Source organism: Psychrobacillus sp. BM2 (genome assembly GCF_048572895.1).
In the GTDB taxonomy this organism is placed as follows: Bacteria; Bacillota; Bacilli; order Bacillales_A; family Planococcaceae; genus Psychrobacillus.
In genome coordinates this window covers 1862559-1877657 of sequence record NZ_CP183878.1, presented here as the reverse complement: position 1 = coordinate 1877657, position 15099 = coordinate 1862559, and the positions used below count along the sequence as shown (strand labels likewise).

At 34.8% G+C, this 15099-nt stretch carries 18 protein-coding genes and 1 riboswitch; of the genes, 3 read left to right on the top strand and 15 right to left on the bottom strand.

Going from position 1 to position 15099, the window contains the following annotated elements:
- Nucleotides 1-92 precede the first annotated feature (92 nt).
- Entirely contained in the window at nt 93-1787 is a 1695-nt protein-coding gene (locus tag ACN6MX_RS08925; RefSeq protein ID WP_419962265.1) for a CocE/NonD family hydrolase, read from the bottom strand.
- Nucleotides 1788-2101: 314 nt separating this feature from the next.
- Here ACN6MX_RS08925 and ACN6MX_RS08920 point away from each other — a divergent pair, with 314 nt between their 5' ends.
- Nucleotides 2102-2719 (top strand): TetR/AcrR family transcriptional regulator, encoded by a 618-nt coding sequence (locus ACN6MX_RS08920; protein ID WP_419962264.1) that lies wholly within the window; start codon nt 2102-2104, stop codon nt 2717-2719.
- Between the two features lie 152 nt (nt 2720-2871).
- Here the strand turns inward: ACN6MX_RS08920 and ACN6MX_RS08915 are convergent, their stop codons facing one another.
- From ACN6MX_RS08915 to ACN6MX_RS08905, 3 genes are read right to left on the bottom strand one after another with little or no spacing between them, the layout of a single operon-like run.
- Entirely contained in the window at nt 2872-3423 is a 552-nt protein-coding gene (locus ACN6MX_RS08915; RefSeq protein ID WP_419962589.1) for a histidine phosphatase family protein, read from the bottom strand.
- 16 nt (nt 3424-3439) lie between these two features.
- The gene (locus tag ACN6MX_RS08910) at nt 3440-3679 is read right to left on the bottom strand and encodes a GrpB family protein (RefSeq protein WP_419962263.1); all 240 of its coding nucleotides are present in this window, start codon (nt 3677-3679) and stop codon (nt 3440-3442) included.
- Nucleotides 3680-3697: 18 nt separating this feature from the next.
- The gene (locus ACN6MX_RS08905; protein WP_419962262.1) at nt 3698-4210 is read right to left on the bottom strand and encodes a DUF1572 family protein; all 513 of its coding nucleotides are present in this window, start codon (nt 4208-4210) and stop codon (nt 3698-3700) included.
- A gap of 203 nt (nt 4211-4413) precedes the next feature.
- Here ACN6MX_RS08905 and ACN6MX_RS08900 point away from each other — a divergent pair, with 203 nt between their 5' ends.
- The gene (locus ACN6MX_RS08900; RefSeq protein WP_419962261.1) at nt 4414-5658 is read left to right on the top strand and encodes a hypothetical protein; all 1245 of its coding nucleotides are present in this window, start codon (nt 4414-4416) and stop codon (nt 5656-5658) included.
- 113 nt (nt 5659-5771) lie between these two features.
- Here ACN6MX_RS08900 and spoIIP read toward each other — a convergent pair whose 3' ends face one another.
- Nucleotides 5772-6668 (bottom strand): stage II sporulation protein P, encoded by an 897-nt coding sequence (gene spoIIP / locus ACN6MX_RS08895; protein ID WP_419962260.1) that lies wholly within the window; start codon nt 6666-6668, stop codon nt 5772-5774.
- Nucleotides 6661-7197 carry an RNA polymerase sigma factor gene (locus ACN6MX_RS08890; protein ID WP_419962259.1) on the bottom strand — a complete coding sequence of 179 codons (537 nt, stop codon included), beginning with the start codon at nt 7195-7197 and terminating at the stop codon, nt 6661-6663. The genes spoIIP and ACN6MX_RS08890 overlap by 8 nt, the downstream gene beginning before the upstream one ends.
- Nucleotides 7198-7464: 267 nt before the next feature.
- On the opposite strand from ACN6MX_RS08890, the gene ACN6MX_RS08885 reads away from it, so the two are divergent.
- Nucleotides 7465-7920 (top strand): 8-oxo-dGTP diphosphatase, encoded by a 456-nt coding sequence (locus tag ACN6MX_RS08885; RefSeq protein WP_419962258.1) that lies wholly within the window; start codon nt 7465-7467, stop codon nt 7918-7920.
- A gap of 172 nt (nt 7921-8092) precedes the next feature.
- Here ACN6MX_RS08885 and ACN6MX_RS08880 read toward each other — a convergent pair whose 3' ends face one another.
- The 9 genes from ACN6MX_RS08880 to ACN6MX_RS08840 all read right to left on the bottom strand — a co-directional run bounded on the left by ACN6MX_RS08880 (nt 8093) and on the right by ACN6MX_RS08840 (nt 14972).
- Nucleotides 8093-8332: a hypothetical protein gene (locus tag ACN6MX_RS08880; protein WP_419962257.1), complete on the bottom strand. Its 240-nt coding sequence runs from the start codon at nt 8330-8332 to the stop codon at nt 8093-8095.
- 21 nt (nt 8333-8353) lie between these two features.
- The gene (gene metA / locus ACN6MX_RS08875; RefSeq protein WP_419962256.1) at nt 8354-9262 is read right to left on the bottom strand and encodes a homoserine O-acetyltransferase MetA; all 909 of its coding nucleotides are present in this window, start codon (nt 9260-9262) and stop codon (nt 8354-8356) included.
- Between the two features lie 75 nt (nt 9263-9337).
- A riboswitch (SAM riboswitch) is annotated at nt 9338-9443 on the bottom strand.
- 65 nt (nt 9444-9508) lie between these two features.
- Nucleotides 9509-9667: a hypothetical protein gene (locus ACN6MX_RS08870; RefSeq protein ID WP_419962255.1), complete on the bottom strand. Its 159-nt coding sequence runs from the start codon at nt 9665-9667 to the stop codon at nt 9509-9511.
- Nucleotides 9668-9757: 90 nt separating this feature from the next.
- Nucleotides 9758-11623: a ribosomal protection-like ABC-F family protein gene (gene abc-f / locus ACN6MX_RS08865; RefSeq protein WP_419962254.1), complete on the bottom strand. Its 1866-nt coding sequence runs from the start codon at nt 11621-11623 to the stop codon at nt 9758-9760.
- Between the two features lie 120 nt (nt 11624-11743).
- Complete coding sequence (locus ACN6MX_RS08860; RefSeq protein WP_419962253.1) at nt 11744-11878, bottom strand: RAxF-45 family protein; 135 nt, start codon at nt 11876-11878, stop codon at nt 11744-11746.
- A gap of 66 nt (nt 11879-11944) precedes the next feature.
- Nucleotides 11945-12172, bottom strand: coding sequence for a hypothetical protein (locus ACN6MX_RS08855; RefSeq protein ID WP_419962252.1), 228 nt, complete (start codon nt 12170-12172; stop codon nt 11945-11947).
- A gap of 195 nt (nt 12173-12367) precedes the next feature.
- Nucleotides 12368-12760: a sporulation protein gene (locus tag ACN6MX_RS08850; RefSeq protein ID WP_419962251.1), complete on the bottom strand. Its 393-nt coding sequence runs from the start codon at nt 12758-12760 to the stop codon at nt 12368-12370.
- Between the two features lie 5 nt (nt 12761-12765).
- Complete coding sequence (locus tag ACN6MX_RS08845; RefSeq protein WP_419962250.1) at nt 12766-13959, bottom strand: AI-2E family transporter; 1194 nt, start codon at nt 13957-13959, stop codon at nt 12766-12768.
- Between the two features lie 71 nt (nt 13960-14030).
- Nucleotides 14031-14972 (bottom strand): LCP family protein, encoded by a 942-nt coding sequence (locus ACN6MX_RS08840; RefSeq protein WP_419962249.1) that lies wholly within the window; start codon nt 14970-14972, stop codon nt 14031-14033.
- Between the last annotated feature and the right edge of the window lie 127 nt (nt 14973-15099).

Genomic DNA, 15099 nt, shown 5'->3' with positions numbered 1-15099 from the left:
TCGTCTTTCTTCTCACGGCAACATTAAATTATCTATAGAGAACATTTGAGGCCTTCTAGGGAATTTGCACACTTGACGGCACCCAGATTTCACTAATCTTTCTTAGGAATCACTGGTACTAAAAGGAAAGAATCATACTTTCCGCCGGCATAAACCGAATGAGTTCCCTTATTCACTGTTTCAGTATGCCCATAACGTCTTGTATTACCTGATGGATTATCTTCAATTATGATCTCGCTGCCTTTTATGACCAGCACCAGACTTTCTCCAGATTTCAGGAGAATGCTTGAAGGCAATATTTCAATTTCTACCGGTACAATTTCGTCTTTTTTAAGCTTCAATAATCTTTTATGTTTAAGTACTGGCTGATAAGGAGTAGATCTATCAGTATCCAGCTCTCTATGGGAAACCCTCAGCCATCCATTGGCCACTTGACCGTTTTCAATATGATTAAAGTCGGGCAGGAACACTTCATTGCCGCGTCTATCGTACTTTTTAATACCAACAAAGATATCCATATCATCCGTGTCGTTAGCAGAGACCCAGAGCTTAAGCTTCATATTTCCGGTGAGCTCTATATCCTCGTCAGCGGTAAATTTAAATCTTAAATCACTGTTTTCTTTCTGACCGGATTCGGCTTTATAGGCGAGTCTGGTTTCTTTCTGAACGGGAGCGTGCTTCAGAGACATTTCTTCGCCATTCAGATAATATTCAATGTATTTGGTACGGGCGATTGGCCATTCATTCTCGCTGCGAATGTGTCCCTTATAGAATTTCTCTCTGACCTCGTAGCGTACCCGAGGCGTATCCATCCAATCATTCTCAATGCCTTTTAGGAAATAATCAAAGAACTCCTTCTGTTGTTCTAGCGATTCACGCAAATAGTAGGTTTCCCATTCTTTGCGGCCATGAACCAACAGCCACTTGTCTTTGGATGAAGCCTGTTTAAAACCTTCAAAGGTGCCGCGGCAATGCAAACCTTGGGTCGACCAGCTGGCGCAAACAAACATGGGTACCGTGATATCGGACAAATTGACTTCTCTTTCCTCCCAGTGCTCATCGAGTAACGGATGTTCTTTTTGCGCCCCTACCATTTCTTCAATGTTGTTATTTGGCCACCTGACATGTTGCAGCTTCTCGAAATCAGCTGAGAAAACCGTTTCCGGTATTCCGCCGTGAAAGTACCATTCTCGGTAAAGATCAGAAGTCCCTTCCCACGGAATGATCGCCTTCAGATGAGGCGGAGTCATAGCAGCCACCCGCCACTGGGTCATGGCCAGATATGACACACCGTTTAGTCCCACATTGCCATCGCTCCACTCTTGAACGCCAGCCCATTCGATGACTTCATAATAATCTTGAGTCTCCGTTTTCGTCCATGGATAGAGGTCACCTTCCGAATTTGAACTACCCCGCGTTGCAATTTTAATCAATATATAATCGTTTGGCACCCAAAAACCGGGATCAGGTGACTCAAATGGTGCAAAAAGAGATGTAACGATAGTACCTACCGTCGGCCAGACTTGACGAAAAGTATCATAGGGAGGTAAGCCATCTTTATTATATGGATCCATGCTCATTACCACTGGAAACTTCCCAGGCTTATTCGGGCGGAAAACATTGACGTAAATTGTGACCCCATCCCGCATTTTGATGGGAACATCCTTTTCCATTATTATTTCTTGATTTCCATAATGCGTCGTAGTCATGACTATTTTGTTCAAACCTGGTTTAGTCTCACTAGGATGTGTCGGTTTCAGATCAAGGCGACCCAGAAATTTGTTCATTTTATATTACTTCCTTTCATTAGAAATTAATTGGTGGAACCCATAAGTTCCTATAGCTAAAAAACAGTATCCCCAGCTTGGGGTGAAAAAAGAGTAAAATTTATGTCGAATTCTCTTAACATATAATTTTGTTAATATGTTTTCTGTATCATCTCCTTGATATTAAGTTATAATACTTATTGAACAACCTGTTGTGTATTACATTTCAAATTATAAAATCGAAATTTGTTTTGTTCAATAATTAAAAATGGGAAATGTGTTGGTTATGGAACACATTTAATAATTGTGTTGGGTAAAATTAAGGAGGAATTTGCTTGCGTAATAATAATGCTGATTTACGTGTCATTCGGACAAAAGAATCAATTCGAAACGCATTAGTAGAATTAATAAATGATAAAGGTTTTGAAGCAATTACGGTTAAGGACATAACAACTAGGGCAAAAATTAATAGAGGTACATTTTATGCACATTATCAAGACAAATTTGATTTAATGGCTAAATGTGAAGAGGAAATTATGCTTGATATGTCCAGAATTACAAAACAAAACTTTCCAAGTGTTATTGCCGCGCTTGAAACTGACTCTAAAACTTTGACACCATTGTCCTTAACGGTTACATTATTTGAGTATTTAAATATAAATAAGGAATTTATGGAAGCTGTGTTAGGTCCAAAAGGGGATTTATCATTTCAAACTAGATTGAAAGAATTTATGTGGGAAACACTCTATGGAAATAATCCAAATGCATTTATAAAAGAAGAAAACTTCCTTGTTCCTGGACAATATTTAGCTGCTTATATGGGAACTGCAATAATAGGGGTAATTCAACAATGGTTGGAAAGTGGTAGTAAAGAGTCTCCTCAAGAAATGGCTCGTATCCTAACGACCATTACAGTTAATGGCCCCTACTTTGCAGCTGGTTTAAAAAAATGATTCGCAAAGAATAGGGGACATCATTGAAAGAACAGGTACTGTCCCTTTATATCAATTAACCTTTTCCGTTTTAATATGAAATAAGAAAAGCTCTTTTGCATGCTCTTATATCTGAGATTTCGTGATTTTGCCAGGAGACTCTTCATATCCGATTATCTATACACTCTCTTCACCTCTATCAACTGCTGTTCATTAAAAGTAAGCTGATAGATGTCAGGCATTCCAAGCTGCTTCCAAAAACTATAATCATAGGATGGATCAAAATAATTCATGATTAAAACCATTATATTACCATGCGTCCCTATTGCAATATTTTGTCCTTTATATTTCTCGAAAATCTCTTTTGTTGCACGGATACCTCTAGCTTGAGCAATATGATTAGATTCTCCATTCGAAAGTGAAAAGTCGAAATCAGACCACACTTGATGCATTGCTTCGTTGAAATCAGCAACTGGTTGTTCGGAAAGAATCCGTTCCTTGAACGCATCCATAATTTCTACTTCTTTTTCTAAATGTTTTGCAACACCTTCAACGGTTTGAAACGCTCGCTTATAAGGACTCGATACAACAACATCGATATTTTCTCGCTTTAATAAATCAGTTATATGCATCGCGTCAACCATTCCTCGCTCTGACAATGGCCTATTTAACTCATCCGCTGAATAGATGGAGTGTGCATGCCGAACAAAATATAAGTTAGTTATCATTTCTATCCATCTCCTAGTTAATCCGTTTTGTAAATATACTTTTTACAAATGGTTCAATTAAATCTTTGTAATTCTTTGAATAGAGCTTATCCACTTTTGAAATATCATCCACGCCTACTAATATATCGATTTTTGGCTTTGCAGGAATGCTACTTATTGCGGTGCTTCCTTTACGTTGAATTCGATCTCCTTCAAGTCTTGTTACATCCCTTATATCTAGCTTCACTTCGTTTTTTCCTATTACTAGCTCCAAAATACTCTGCATCCACTTTTAACTTTGTTTTTTGGGAATAGATAAAGTTGTCCATTTTTTTTCAGGAGTCACTTGTTTAGCAATGTAAATCACCTGACCAACATGGGAGGATGTATGAGAAATACTTCTAATAACAGCTTCCATGACAGTATGTGGTTCATTTCTAATATATATTGTTTGAAGTAAATTTTCTGATTTAATAATATCTAATGCTCCTAAAAATACTTGGCAACCTTCTGACCAAATTTCCAACAATTCTTCACGAGTTTGTATGGTACTTTCAAATTCACCATCTCTATTTCTAGTTGGTTTTTCACCATCAGTAGTTAAAAAATCCGTCCAACGTGAAATCAGATTTCCACTCATATGCTTGATGATTATATCTACACTATTTGAATGATTATTTGGTGCCCAAAATAACTTATCTTCTTCCATCTGTACAATAGCCTTTTCTGTATCCTGCATTAACTCTGAAAATTTATTCCGTACAATTCGTATAAAATCAATGTGAATATTAGATATCTCTTTCATAATAATCCTCTCCATTTTATATTTTTTCTCTCTTCATTATAAATGAACTATTCAGAAAAAACATATCTCCTTAAAATTTCTCTGTAGATAGATTAGATGACCTATTTATAATCTATCTTTCTCCATATTATGTAATAGAGAAAGAGATATTGTTTTTCTACTATGTCTAGTATTCGTACTAGCGGAAGAAAGGAGGAGAAATCATGGCAGAAAAAATATTCATCAATAATACATTAGCGACTTTTCAAATTACTCTCTTTGTACGTGAAGGAGATCTTCCATACAACCAGGATGGAACTGTAACATTTACTCTTGACCCTGGTGAAACAGAGAGTGTTACCTATGGTAGCGACACAAATATGTTTTTAAACGGACTAACAATCTTTACAATTTATGAAGGTGATCTTTTTAGTTCCGTAAAATTTGTAACAGCTCGAATGAGTGAGTTAGATAACCTTCTTAATACAAATGACACAATAACTATTACACAGGTACAAACAGATTATGTATTTTCTGGTACCAATATATTTTTGGAGGCAGTAAATAATGCTCAAACAGTAGCTGAAATGCGAGCTGCAATTGAAGAACCTGGTTTAGGGCTAAATTTAACAGCTTATAACGCTCTTTCTGAAGCACAAAAAGATGAAGTAGCAGCAGAACTGTTAAATACTAGACCCGTTGGAGGCTTACCAACCACGGCAAGTGTCCAAGCAGCCCTCGATGAGGCAATAAATGAGCTTGTTGATCCAAACAATATATACGTTAGCGCAGGAGCAGTAGGAGGAAATGGTAGTATAGCAAATCCTTTTGGTACTATTACCGAAGGAATTGCAGCTGTTAATCCTGGAGGAACTGTGCATATTTTGAGTGGCACATATCCAATCACTTCCCAAATTTTAGTTAACAAAATGGGAATAACCTTATTAGGTGAACCTGGAGCAACCTTACTCCTCCAAGCTGATATTATCGCCATATTAGTAACAGCAATAGATACGACGATTAACGGGTTAACAATAACTAGCGATGTTCCATATGCGAAGGAATTCATCCAAATCGGTGGTACGAATACAACATTATTAAATAATACAATATTTGGGCCACCTCAAGCATTGCCAATGTCAAACTGGGTAGTGAACCGGGCAGTAGTGCCACAAGGTGGTATAAATATTACTGTTGAGGGGAATACGTTCTACTCATTACGAACAGGGATATATATCAACCCAAATGTAACAGGTGAAATAAACAATAATGTAGTTTATAACACAAAAGGTGGATTCTTAGTAGATAGAGCCTTTACTACTTTTGTGGGCAACTCATGGGGTATTTCAATGAATGAGTTTGATATTGTATTACTTGCTGGTACAACTACTGGACCACCATATGATAATCTTGTAGCCCTTAGTGCAGCTAATAATAATAATGCAACTATATCTGATCAACGTGTATAAAATCAATCGATAATAGTAAAAGCCAGCTTTCTTGAAAGTTGGCTTTTTTTCATTATCAGGAATAGCAATTATTTGTGGTACAATTTTTATTGGCAAGCATAGAATACTATAGGCTATTTTTTCATTTCAATTATCTCTTTAATTACATCTGCAAAGACTTCGACTGTTCTATATTCTTCTTCCAACGTATTTTCAACTCCACCTATATTCAATAATACTGATTCTTTTAAAATGTCTTGATTATAGGTGTTATTAGTGGATTTCAGAATTACTCCTCTTGATAAACCTGGATATTTTTCTTCTATTTTTTGATGCATAATTTCTGCAAAATCCAGATTTTCCATGTAACTGTCATGTGAATCAGAGACTACAAATAATATACGTGAATACTCTTTACCGTTTATATTTATTGTAGTGTTGGTTCTTTCAAGTGAATCTCTGTGTATATCAAATGCCATTTTAATACCTTTGTTATTTTTCAAAGCATCATCTAGAGATTCTCTGGTTATCATATATGATTCATCGGAAGAAAGTCCTCTTTCCTTCAATATCCCACTTATATCTCGTTTGTCATGAATAGCACTTATATTTCTTTCTTTTAGTTCCTTGCTTAGTCTCTCACCTACCAAGCTGATGTTCTTCTTATCATGATGTGCTTCACTTAATTCATTGATACTTAATTCTGGTTTAAATGCTTCCAAATTATGTGAATTGTATATAAAAACTAAAGACTTTTGATCTTTTAGGATGAGAGGTGTACTTACTTTTTCAGAAGAGTTGAGAGAAGTGATAGCTGTCTCATTACCACTAAGAAAGAGAACCAATGACATTGCAATAATGCATAATACTAATCCACCGTAAACTTTTGATGACCGTTTAATTATCTTGCTTCTATTTATCCCTATTGCTTTTTGGATTAACTTCTCTTCTGTTCTTACAACAAATTCAACATTTGGTTTTAGAGGATAGGTAGTTTTAATAAGCTCAATAATTTCCTTATCACTATGCATTTTTAACATCCTCTCCTATATCTATGGAAATGCTCTTTTTAAGTTCTTTTAAGGCCCTATGATAATCAACTTTTACTTTGGATTCACTGCACTGAAGGATTTCGGAAGTTTCTTTTATTGTAAATTCATTTATACCTCTTAATATGACAACTGTTCTAAAATTTGGTTTTAATTTTGAGATAGCCCCGTGAACACAATTTTTAATCTCAATATGTTCTATAAGTTCATTTGGCTCCTTATCACCTGATGCTATTTTATAAAAAAAGCCATTTTTAAAGGTAGAGGTAAATTTTTTCTTCCGATATTCATCCACTGCTACGTGTTTAGCAATGGAAAAAATCCAAGTTTTCAAATTATGATCTTTATTAAAGCTAGATAAATTATTCAGGACACGAATAAACACCTCTTGCGTTAAGTCTTCAGCATCATTTTGATTTCCTGAAAAACAAATTAGAAATCTATATACATCCAAATAATATTGTCTGTATATTATTCCTATGCTTTCTTCTAAGTTATCTAAATCAATCATATTTCTCTCCTTTCATTTATGCATTCAATTATTATTCGTTTGAATAACCTAAAAAGTTACAAGGAATTTATATTTGACTATCTAATGTTCTCACAGCGATTTTCGATAACTGGATGTTATAGCTTGCACATTCCATTTGCTTCTTCTTATTGTTATTTATATGCTTTACTCTAAAAGTTCAATAAAATTCTGTATAATAAGTATTGGAATATTAATAGAAAAAAACTTAATTAATTATATTAAAGGGAAAATTCAGGGGGAATTTTTGTGTCAAAGGTTACAATAACAAATATGTGTATGGTTTATGATAAAGAAAATAACAAAGTTCTTGTTCAAGATAGAATTAAATCATGGAAAGGCATTTCATTTCCAGGTGGTCACGTGGAGGATGGGGAAAGTCTAATCGATTCCACTATCAGAGAAGTAAAAGAGGAAACAGGGTTAACTATTTCTAATTTAGAACCATGTGGAGTTATTTATTGGTTTAATAATGAAACTGGTGAAAAATTTTTTGTTTTTAATTATAGAACAGAAGTATTTGGGGGAGAATTGCTAGATATAACTGATGAAGGCAGTATTTTCTGGGTAAATAAAGAGAAATTATCGATTCTTAATCTTGCAGAGGGAATGAAAGAAAGATTACCTATGTTTATTGAGAAAAAGTATTCAGAAGGATTTGGTGTTTGGAATGAATTTACTTCCGGTCAATTAAAATGGCAATAAATTAAAAACTGTTCACAATCTAAGGTAATGGACACTGTTATACTTTTAAATTTTTCACTCAATTGTAATTTATAATCCCTTACTTTTATGCCATCAGAAATAGCACACCTATTTAGCGTGTGCTATTATTTACAAAACTTATTCAATTTACTTTTTATCTCCTTAGCTCAAATTACTTATTTGGTGAAGTCACCCATACTTTATATATATTTAATCCATCGTGCTGAGTATTGACTCTAAAAATCCCTATCAAAGCCAATCTAAATGCAAGGGAATAAGCAATTTTGTAATCTACAGTAATATATCCATCATAAATTCTCCCGTATATTTCATTTGCTAAAGAATCTGCCCACATATCTGCTTCATACATTGTTTCAAAAATTATTTCCTCCCTTTTCCACCTAATGTTCATAGCCACACCAACTTTGCCTTGTTATTCCCATTCATAAGGAGTTTCTTGGTACACATAGTAATTCAGCCAATTTGAAAAAAGCAGATGCGTATGTGACCGCCATGAATTCATTGGTTTTTCTGTTGGATCATCGTTTGGGAAATAGTTTTCTGGCACATCGATCTCCACACCTTTTTCGATATCTCTTTGGTATTCGTCAGAAAGTGTAGTTGCATCATATTCTAAGTGACCGGTAATCATAATATGCTTTTTATCCTTGGATATTACTAGGAAAACTCCTGCATCCTCTGAATTGGAAAGCAATATTAGTCGAGGGTCTTGTTTAATCTTGTCATAAGACACTGCTGTGTAACGAGATACTGGTGCATTAAATTCGTCATTAAATCCTCGAACTAAATTTATGGTTGGATCGGATAACCGATGACTGAACACCCCAAAGCATTTTTTAGGTAGGTCATATTTACCAATGCCATAATGATGATAAAGAGCTGCCTGCGCCCCCCAACAAATATGCAAAACAGAGGTCACATGTGTTTTGGACCAGTCCATTATTTGAGTCATTTCTCTCCAATAATTAACGTCTTCAAATTGTAAGTGTTCTATTGGTGCACCTGTGATGATCATTCCATCATATTTTCGATCTTCAATATCCTTGAACGTCGAATAGAAAGTATCTAAATGAGTTTTACTAATATTTTTTGATTCATGTGTTGCCATATGTAAAAATGTTACATTTACTTGTAGCGATGTATTTCCTAATAACCGTAGTAATTGAAGCTCGGTTTTCTCTTTTTCAGGCATAAGATTTACGATAATTATGTTTAATGGTCTGATATCTTGAGTTATTGCACGGTCCATATCCATGATAAATATTTTCTCTTTTTTAAGATGTTCAGCTGCTGGTAATTGTTTTGGAATATTTATTGGCAAGTAGTACTCCTCCTTTAAATTCAAAAACCCTCTTTCCTATAAAATAAGAAAAGAGGGTGAACGTTTTGCTCTCCATTCTTATCTTTCAAGAAATTATCTTGTAGGAGTTAGCACCTTTCTGACAGGTCAGAGGTTGCTGAAGCTTCAGCGGGCCATGTCCCTCAGCTTCTCTTGATAAGAGTTATTAAATTATATTGTGCTTCATTAGAGAATATTAACATTTGTTTTCAAATAATTCAACTTCTTTTAAACTTTAAAACGGTTCACTGTATCCGCTAGTTTATCAATAATATCTGTTAACGTTTCAGATGCTTCCTCTACCGATTGAATTGCTCGAAGCTGTATATTGGATGATGCACTCACCTCTTCACAAGCCGTAGCCGTTTGCTCTGAAGTTGCAGCCATTCCTGAATCGTATCTACGACTTGATCTTTATAGTTGGAAACCTGTTCAATAGAGGTTTTTGGTTAGTAAGTTTGAATTTCTGCATAGTTATTATCCCTCATACTCCAACCATTCCATCATTAATGCTTCCAGTTTTTGTTCATTTGACTGGATTGATTCCATTAGCCTTTCGTATGTTTCCCAGTCACTTTCTATTTCTATATTTTCTTTCAAAATGGAGACCTCCTGTTCTAACGCAGAAATCTTTTGTTCTATCGTATGTTCTTTATCTATTTTTTTCGCAGACTGAACTACTTTGTCTTTTTTCACTATTAGCTCAATATTCACTTGCTTAGATTGCATTTCCTCCCACTTTATTCGAGCCCACTCATAGGGTCCTTCAAAAGTTGTTAGTTGGCCCTGCTCCAACCAGGCGGTTTTCGGAAATAGTTTATTCAAAAAATATCGATCATGTGATACAGCTAAAATAGTACCATCAAAATCAGCCAGAGCATCTTCAAGTACTTCTCTGGAATCGATATCCAAATGGTTCGTCGGCTCATCAAGTATCAGTAGATTTATATCCTGATGCATGAGCTGTGCCAAACGAAGTCTCATTCGCTCTCCTCCACTTAAATCATCTATCCTTTTGAATACTTCTGGTCCATAAAACATAAACCTCGCAAGAATATTGCGTGCATCTCCCTCAAACAGATTCAACTCACTGCGAAATACATCAATAAGTCTAGCCTTCGGATCCTGAATTACAAAATGCTGAGATAAATAACCTACTCGGACATTACTGCCTAACCGAGCCTCTCCATTATCACTGGACATTTCACCACGTAACAGATTTAATATAGTGGACTTTCCAGATCCGTTTCGGCCGACAATCGCAACTCGATCCTTCCAATAAACATTAAGCTGCGCATTTTCTAACAAGACCTTTTCACCAAATGATTTGTATACATTTTTCATCATAACTACTTCCTTACCACTTCTTGCAGCAAATTCAAATGAAAGCTCCATCTTTTTCGGGTCAATTAGCGGTTTTCTCACTTTCACCATTCGCTCTAGTGCTCTTTCCATATTACGTGCTTGGCGATATAACTTTGGATTGGGTGGCACTGCTTCATTTGCCCATTGTCTTAGACGTCTTATCGCTTCTTTCATTTTTTTGATCTTTTTCTGCTGCTCTTCATACTCCTGAAACTCTCGCATTAACCTTTCTTCTTTTTCTAAAGTAAAAGAAGAATAATTTCCATGATAAAGAGAAAGTTCTCCTTCCTCTAAATCTGCAATTTTGGTCACAACCTGATCTAAGAAATATCTGTCATGTGAGATGATTACAACAGTTCCTAAATAGTTAATCAGATATTGTTCCAGCCATTCAACTGCAAATATATCTAAATGATTAGTTGGCTCATCTAATAACAAAATATCTGGATTCGATAGCAGTATCTTCCCTAGCATTATTTTCGTCTGTTCCCCACCACTCAAACTATCAAATGATTGGTTAACGAATTTTGCAAGCTGAAGCCCCTGCACCACTTTTTCAATTTCAGATTCTATAGTGTAACCGCCTAAAAGAGAAAATTGTTCCTGAATTTCTCCATATTGTTTGAGCAGACGTTCCATCTCTCCAGAATCCGTCGCCATTTGTTGTTCCATCTGGATCATTTTCATTTGAAGGTCCGTAATGCTTTGAAAAGCAAAATGAAGAACATCAAGACCAGTAATATCCTCTGAAAAAGTAGGTATTTGAGCTAAATAACCAATTGATGTGCCTTTCTTAAAGTGAATAGAACCTTCGTCAGGATTCTCATTACCCGCTAGCAATTTGAATAACGTAGTTTTACCGGTACCATTTCTACCAACAATGGCTAATCTATCACCTGTTTTAATCTCCAGAGACAATTCTTTAAAAATTGTATTTCCTCCGAGCATTTTAGTTATATTTTGTACTGTACATATCATTATGAACGCTTCCCTTCGATTCTTTATAGGCTGGAAGCATGTCTTTTTTTCGCAACAAAAAAAGACTGTCTAAAAAGCACAGTCTTTCCGCTACCATATTGGGTCCGAAAGAATGACTTCTCAGCTATGAATATTACTATTGAAATGGCTAAAAATGGACAGACCTGTCCCGTTGTTAGCAATTTCATGAGTAATTGCACAAGAAGTGGATAAAAATTCCAACATAAATAATTGTGCATTCATAGCGTTTTTCATTCTTTCTTCACCTCCGTTCTAATTAGTTAAATACATAATATCATAACTATTCATACAATTCAATCGTTATTTTTCATCTGGTTTTTCAATAGTTGGATCATTGAAACCATCCGTTTTTGGAATTCCTACATCATTTTCTTCATTTACTTCTTCATTCCCAGTGTTAGGAACTTCTTTGTCTTGTCCATTTAATTGTGTCTCTGGGTTTGCTGGTTCATTGGAATCCCTCTGAGATCCACAAGCTGTAAGTATGAAACAAGAAATAATTAGAATGGAAAATAATTGTTTTATCATCGTTAGTTGCCTCCCAATTTATTATTAGAATGCACAACCTTTATGAGTTTATACGAAATAATTGTTTCATTAGTACGAACGGAAAATGGGTTAATTTTCCGTTTCACAAATAAACCAAACTTGAGAGCAAGTAACTATCTACTATTGGGATTTTCTAATAGAAAAAACTCCAGCTCAGGACTGGAGTTTCAAATATCATTCTTCAATATCAAAATATATCTCGTCTTCGTCATTATATTCAGATCCATTTTCGAATAACACTGTTGTTCTTAAAATGAGTTTTGTTACTTCCTCGTTATTATCCGGAATCCATCTTTCATCTGGCATAATCTCAAAAGGAATCATTTGCATATCCTTTGATGCGGCTGCTCCTACTAATTCAATAGAATGCTTTGATACGATTTTAGGAGACTCACCATTTGTTAGTTTAAATACCTCTAATTTAATATTTTCAACCGATTCATCGTGGACACCATCAATATAAATTGTACCTGACAGATTAATGCCATGTTCAATATAAGGATGATCAACAACTGTGTCTATCTTTATTGATTTTACCTCTATGGAAGACTCAAATTTCTTTGCCATTACACTCAATCCACCTTGTGATTTGTATACTCATAATGATTTTCAATAACTGGTTCAAACTTATTATAACGTTTTTTAAACAAAGTATAAAAGTGGGTAAGGATAACTTTTATAATTGCATATCCCGGAATCCCTAGTATAACGCCTGGAACTCCAAATAGTGAACCAGCAGTAATAAGGACAAATATAATAGTAATCGGATGAACATGTAATGATTTACCCATAATTTGTGGGGATATAAACTTACCTTCTATCAATTGTACAATTGTCCAAACGATTGCTAATCCTACAAGCATGAATGGTGATTTTACTAGCGCAATGATTGCTGCTGGCGTAATAGCTATAACTGGACCCAAATATGGTACAACGCTTGTAACCATCGCTATAACACCTAGTAAAAGTGCATACGGCATTTGAATAATGGTAAATCCAATGTAAATCATTAGCCCAATACACATAGAAACTAGAATCTGTCCTTGAATATATGAACTAATTTGTCTATCTATACCAGTAAATACCTCTTTTAAATCATCTCGCATTCTTGGAGGAAATAGCTTCATGACGTAGTTAGGTAATTTTTCTCCATCTTTTAAAAGATAAAAGACGATAAATGGAACAGTTACAATCGCTAACACGAAGCTTGTTAAAACTCCCACAATGGACGAGATTCCGGTTGCAATTCCAGTGACGGTATTTTGAACGAAGTCCCCAATCTCAGCAGGAAGTCCACTTAATACCGAAGTAACATCATTTTCTATTTGTAAATAATAACTCTTGAAAACAGATGTTCGCAAAAACTGGTCTAAGTCATTAAATAGCTGGATAAAGTAAGTAGGTAACTCTTCTACTAACTTAAATACTTGACCTTTTAAAAATGGAAAGACAAGAAATACAAGTAAAGTTATTAAACCTACCAATACTAGAAAAATAATAAGAATTCCCCAGACACGTTTAATTTTTATTTTTTCCAGTAAACGTAATATCGGTCTTAATAAATAATACACAATAACGGCTAAAATTATTGGTAATATTACATTTCCTAGAAATACCGTCAAAGGAACAAATATAAAGGATATTTCATCATAAATCATAATAACAAGTCCGATCATAAGTAAAAGCCCTAATGAAAAGACTGTATTACGTCCACCTAAAAATTTTATGTATCTTGTAGAGAAAAAAGAAGGTTTTTCTGGCTCCACTTCTATCAAACTTCCTTTCTATATATATTTATTTTACGAAGGAAAAATAAATATGGCAATTTTAAAGCAGCTTATTTTTCTAAAAACTCTGTAATTGCTGCTTTATTCATCTCTTTATCGAGTTCAATAACCGATCCAGCATGACTATAGTTCTTAAATGAATAGGTTCCCTCGACTGGGATTGTCATTTTTTCCATTTCTAACTTACCACTCACGATAGCATCTAACACTCGTTTTGTTTTGTCTGAGCGAGAATAATCAGTTTGAATATATCCCTCGGTGGCACCAATGAATTTCGGCAAATTCGGAATATTTTCTATGGATAAAAGCTCATCCTTTAAAGTCTCCATTACTAACTGCTGCCTACCTACTCTTCCAAAGTCTCCTTCAGCATCCGAACGGAAACGCGCATAGCCAAGTAATTCTTGTCCATTTAGATTCTGTTGTCCTTTTGAAAGAGTGACACCAATTTTTTCAGACATATCCTTCTCTACATTTACCGGAACACCATTCGGGGCAATTATATCTACTAGGGATTCGAAACTGTTAAAATCAATTAATGCATAGTGATGAATTGGCAAGCCAAACATTTCTTGAATAGTATCTTTCAATAACTGTACACCATCTAAGTAAAAGGCTGTATTTAATTTGTAGGATTGATAACCTGGGATGTCGGCATATATATCGCGCATGAAAGAGATAACTTTCACATCATTATTTTTTTTATCCCAGGAAAAAATCATCATTGTATCTGTACGTGACTTATCTTCCCCTCTAGAATCCACACCGAGAACCAAGATATTTTCACGTTCACCTTGTTTAAGTACGTCCCCTTCGAATTCCACAGGATCTTTTTGTACTGTTTCCGCTAATTTATAGCCTTTAGAGTATTGAGTAATAGTATAAATACCAATTCCAATAGCTAAAAACAGTAAAATAACAAATAGCATGCGTCCGATTCTTGGACGTCTTTTTCTTCGACGTCTTCTAGTTTGTTGTTGTTCTTCTTCCATCTTGAAATCTCCCCTTTTATACCCTAATAATAACGTATTTCAACTTAGAAAAGTTTCAGATTTTTGTACTACTACTAAACAAGTGGTAAAATCTATTTTACATAAAGTAAAACTTCATGAAATGAAA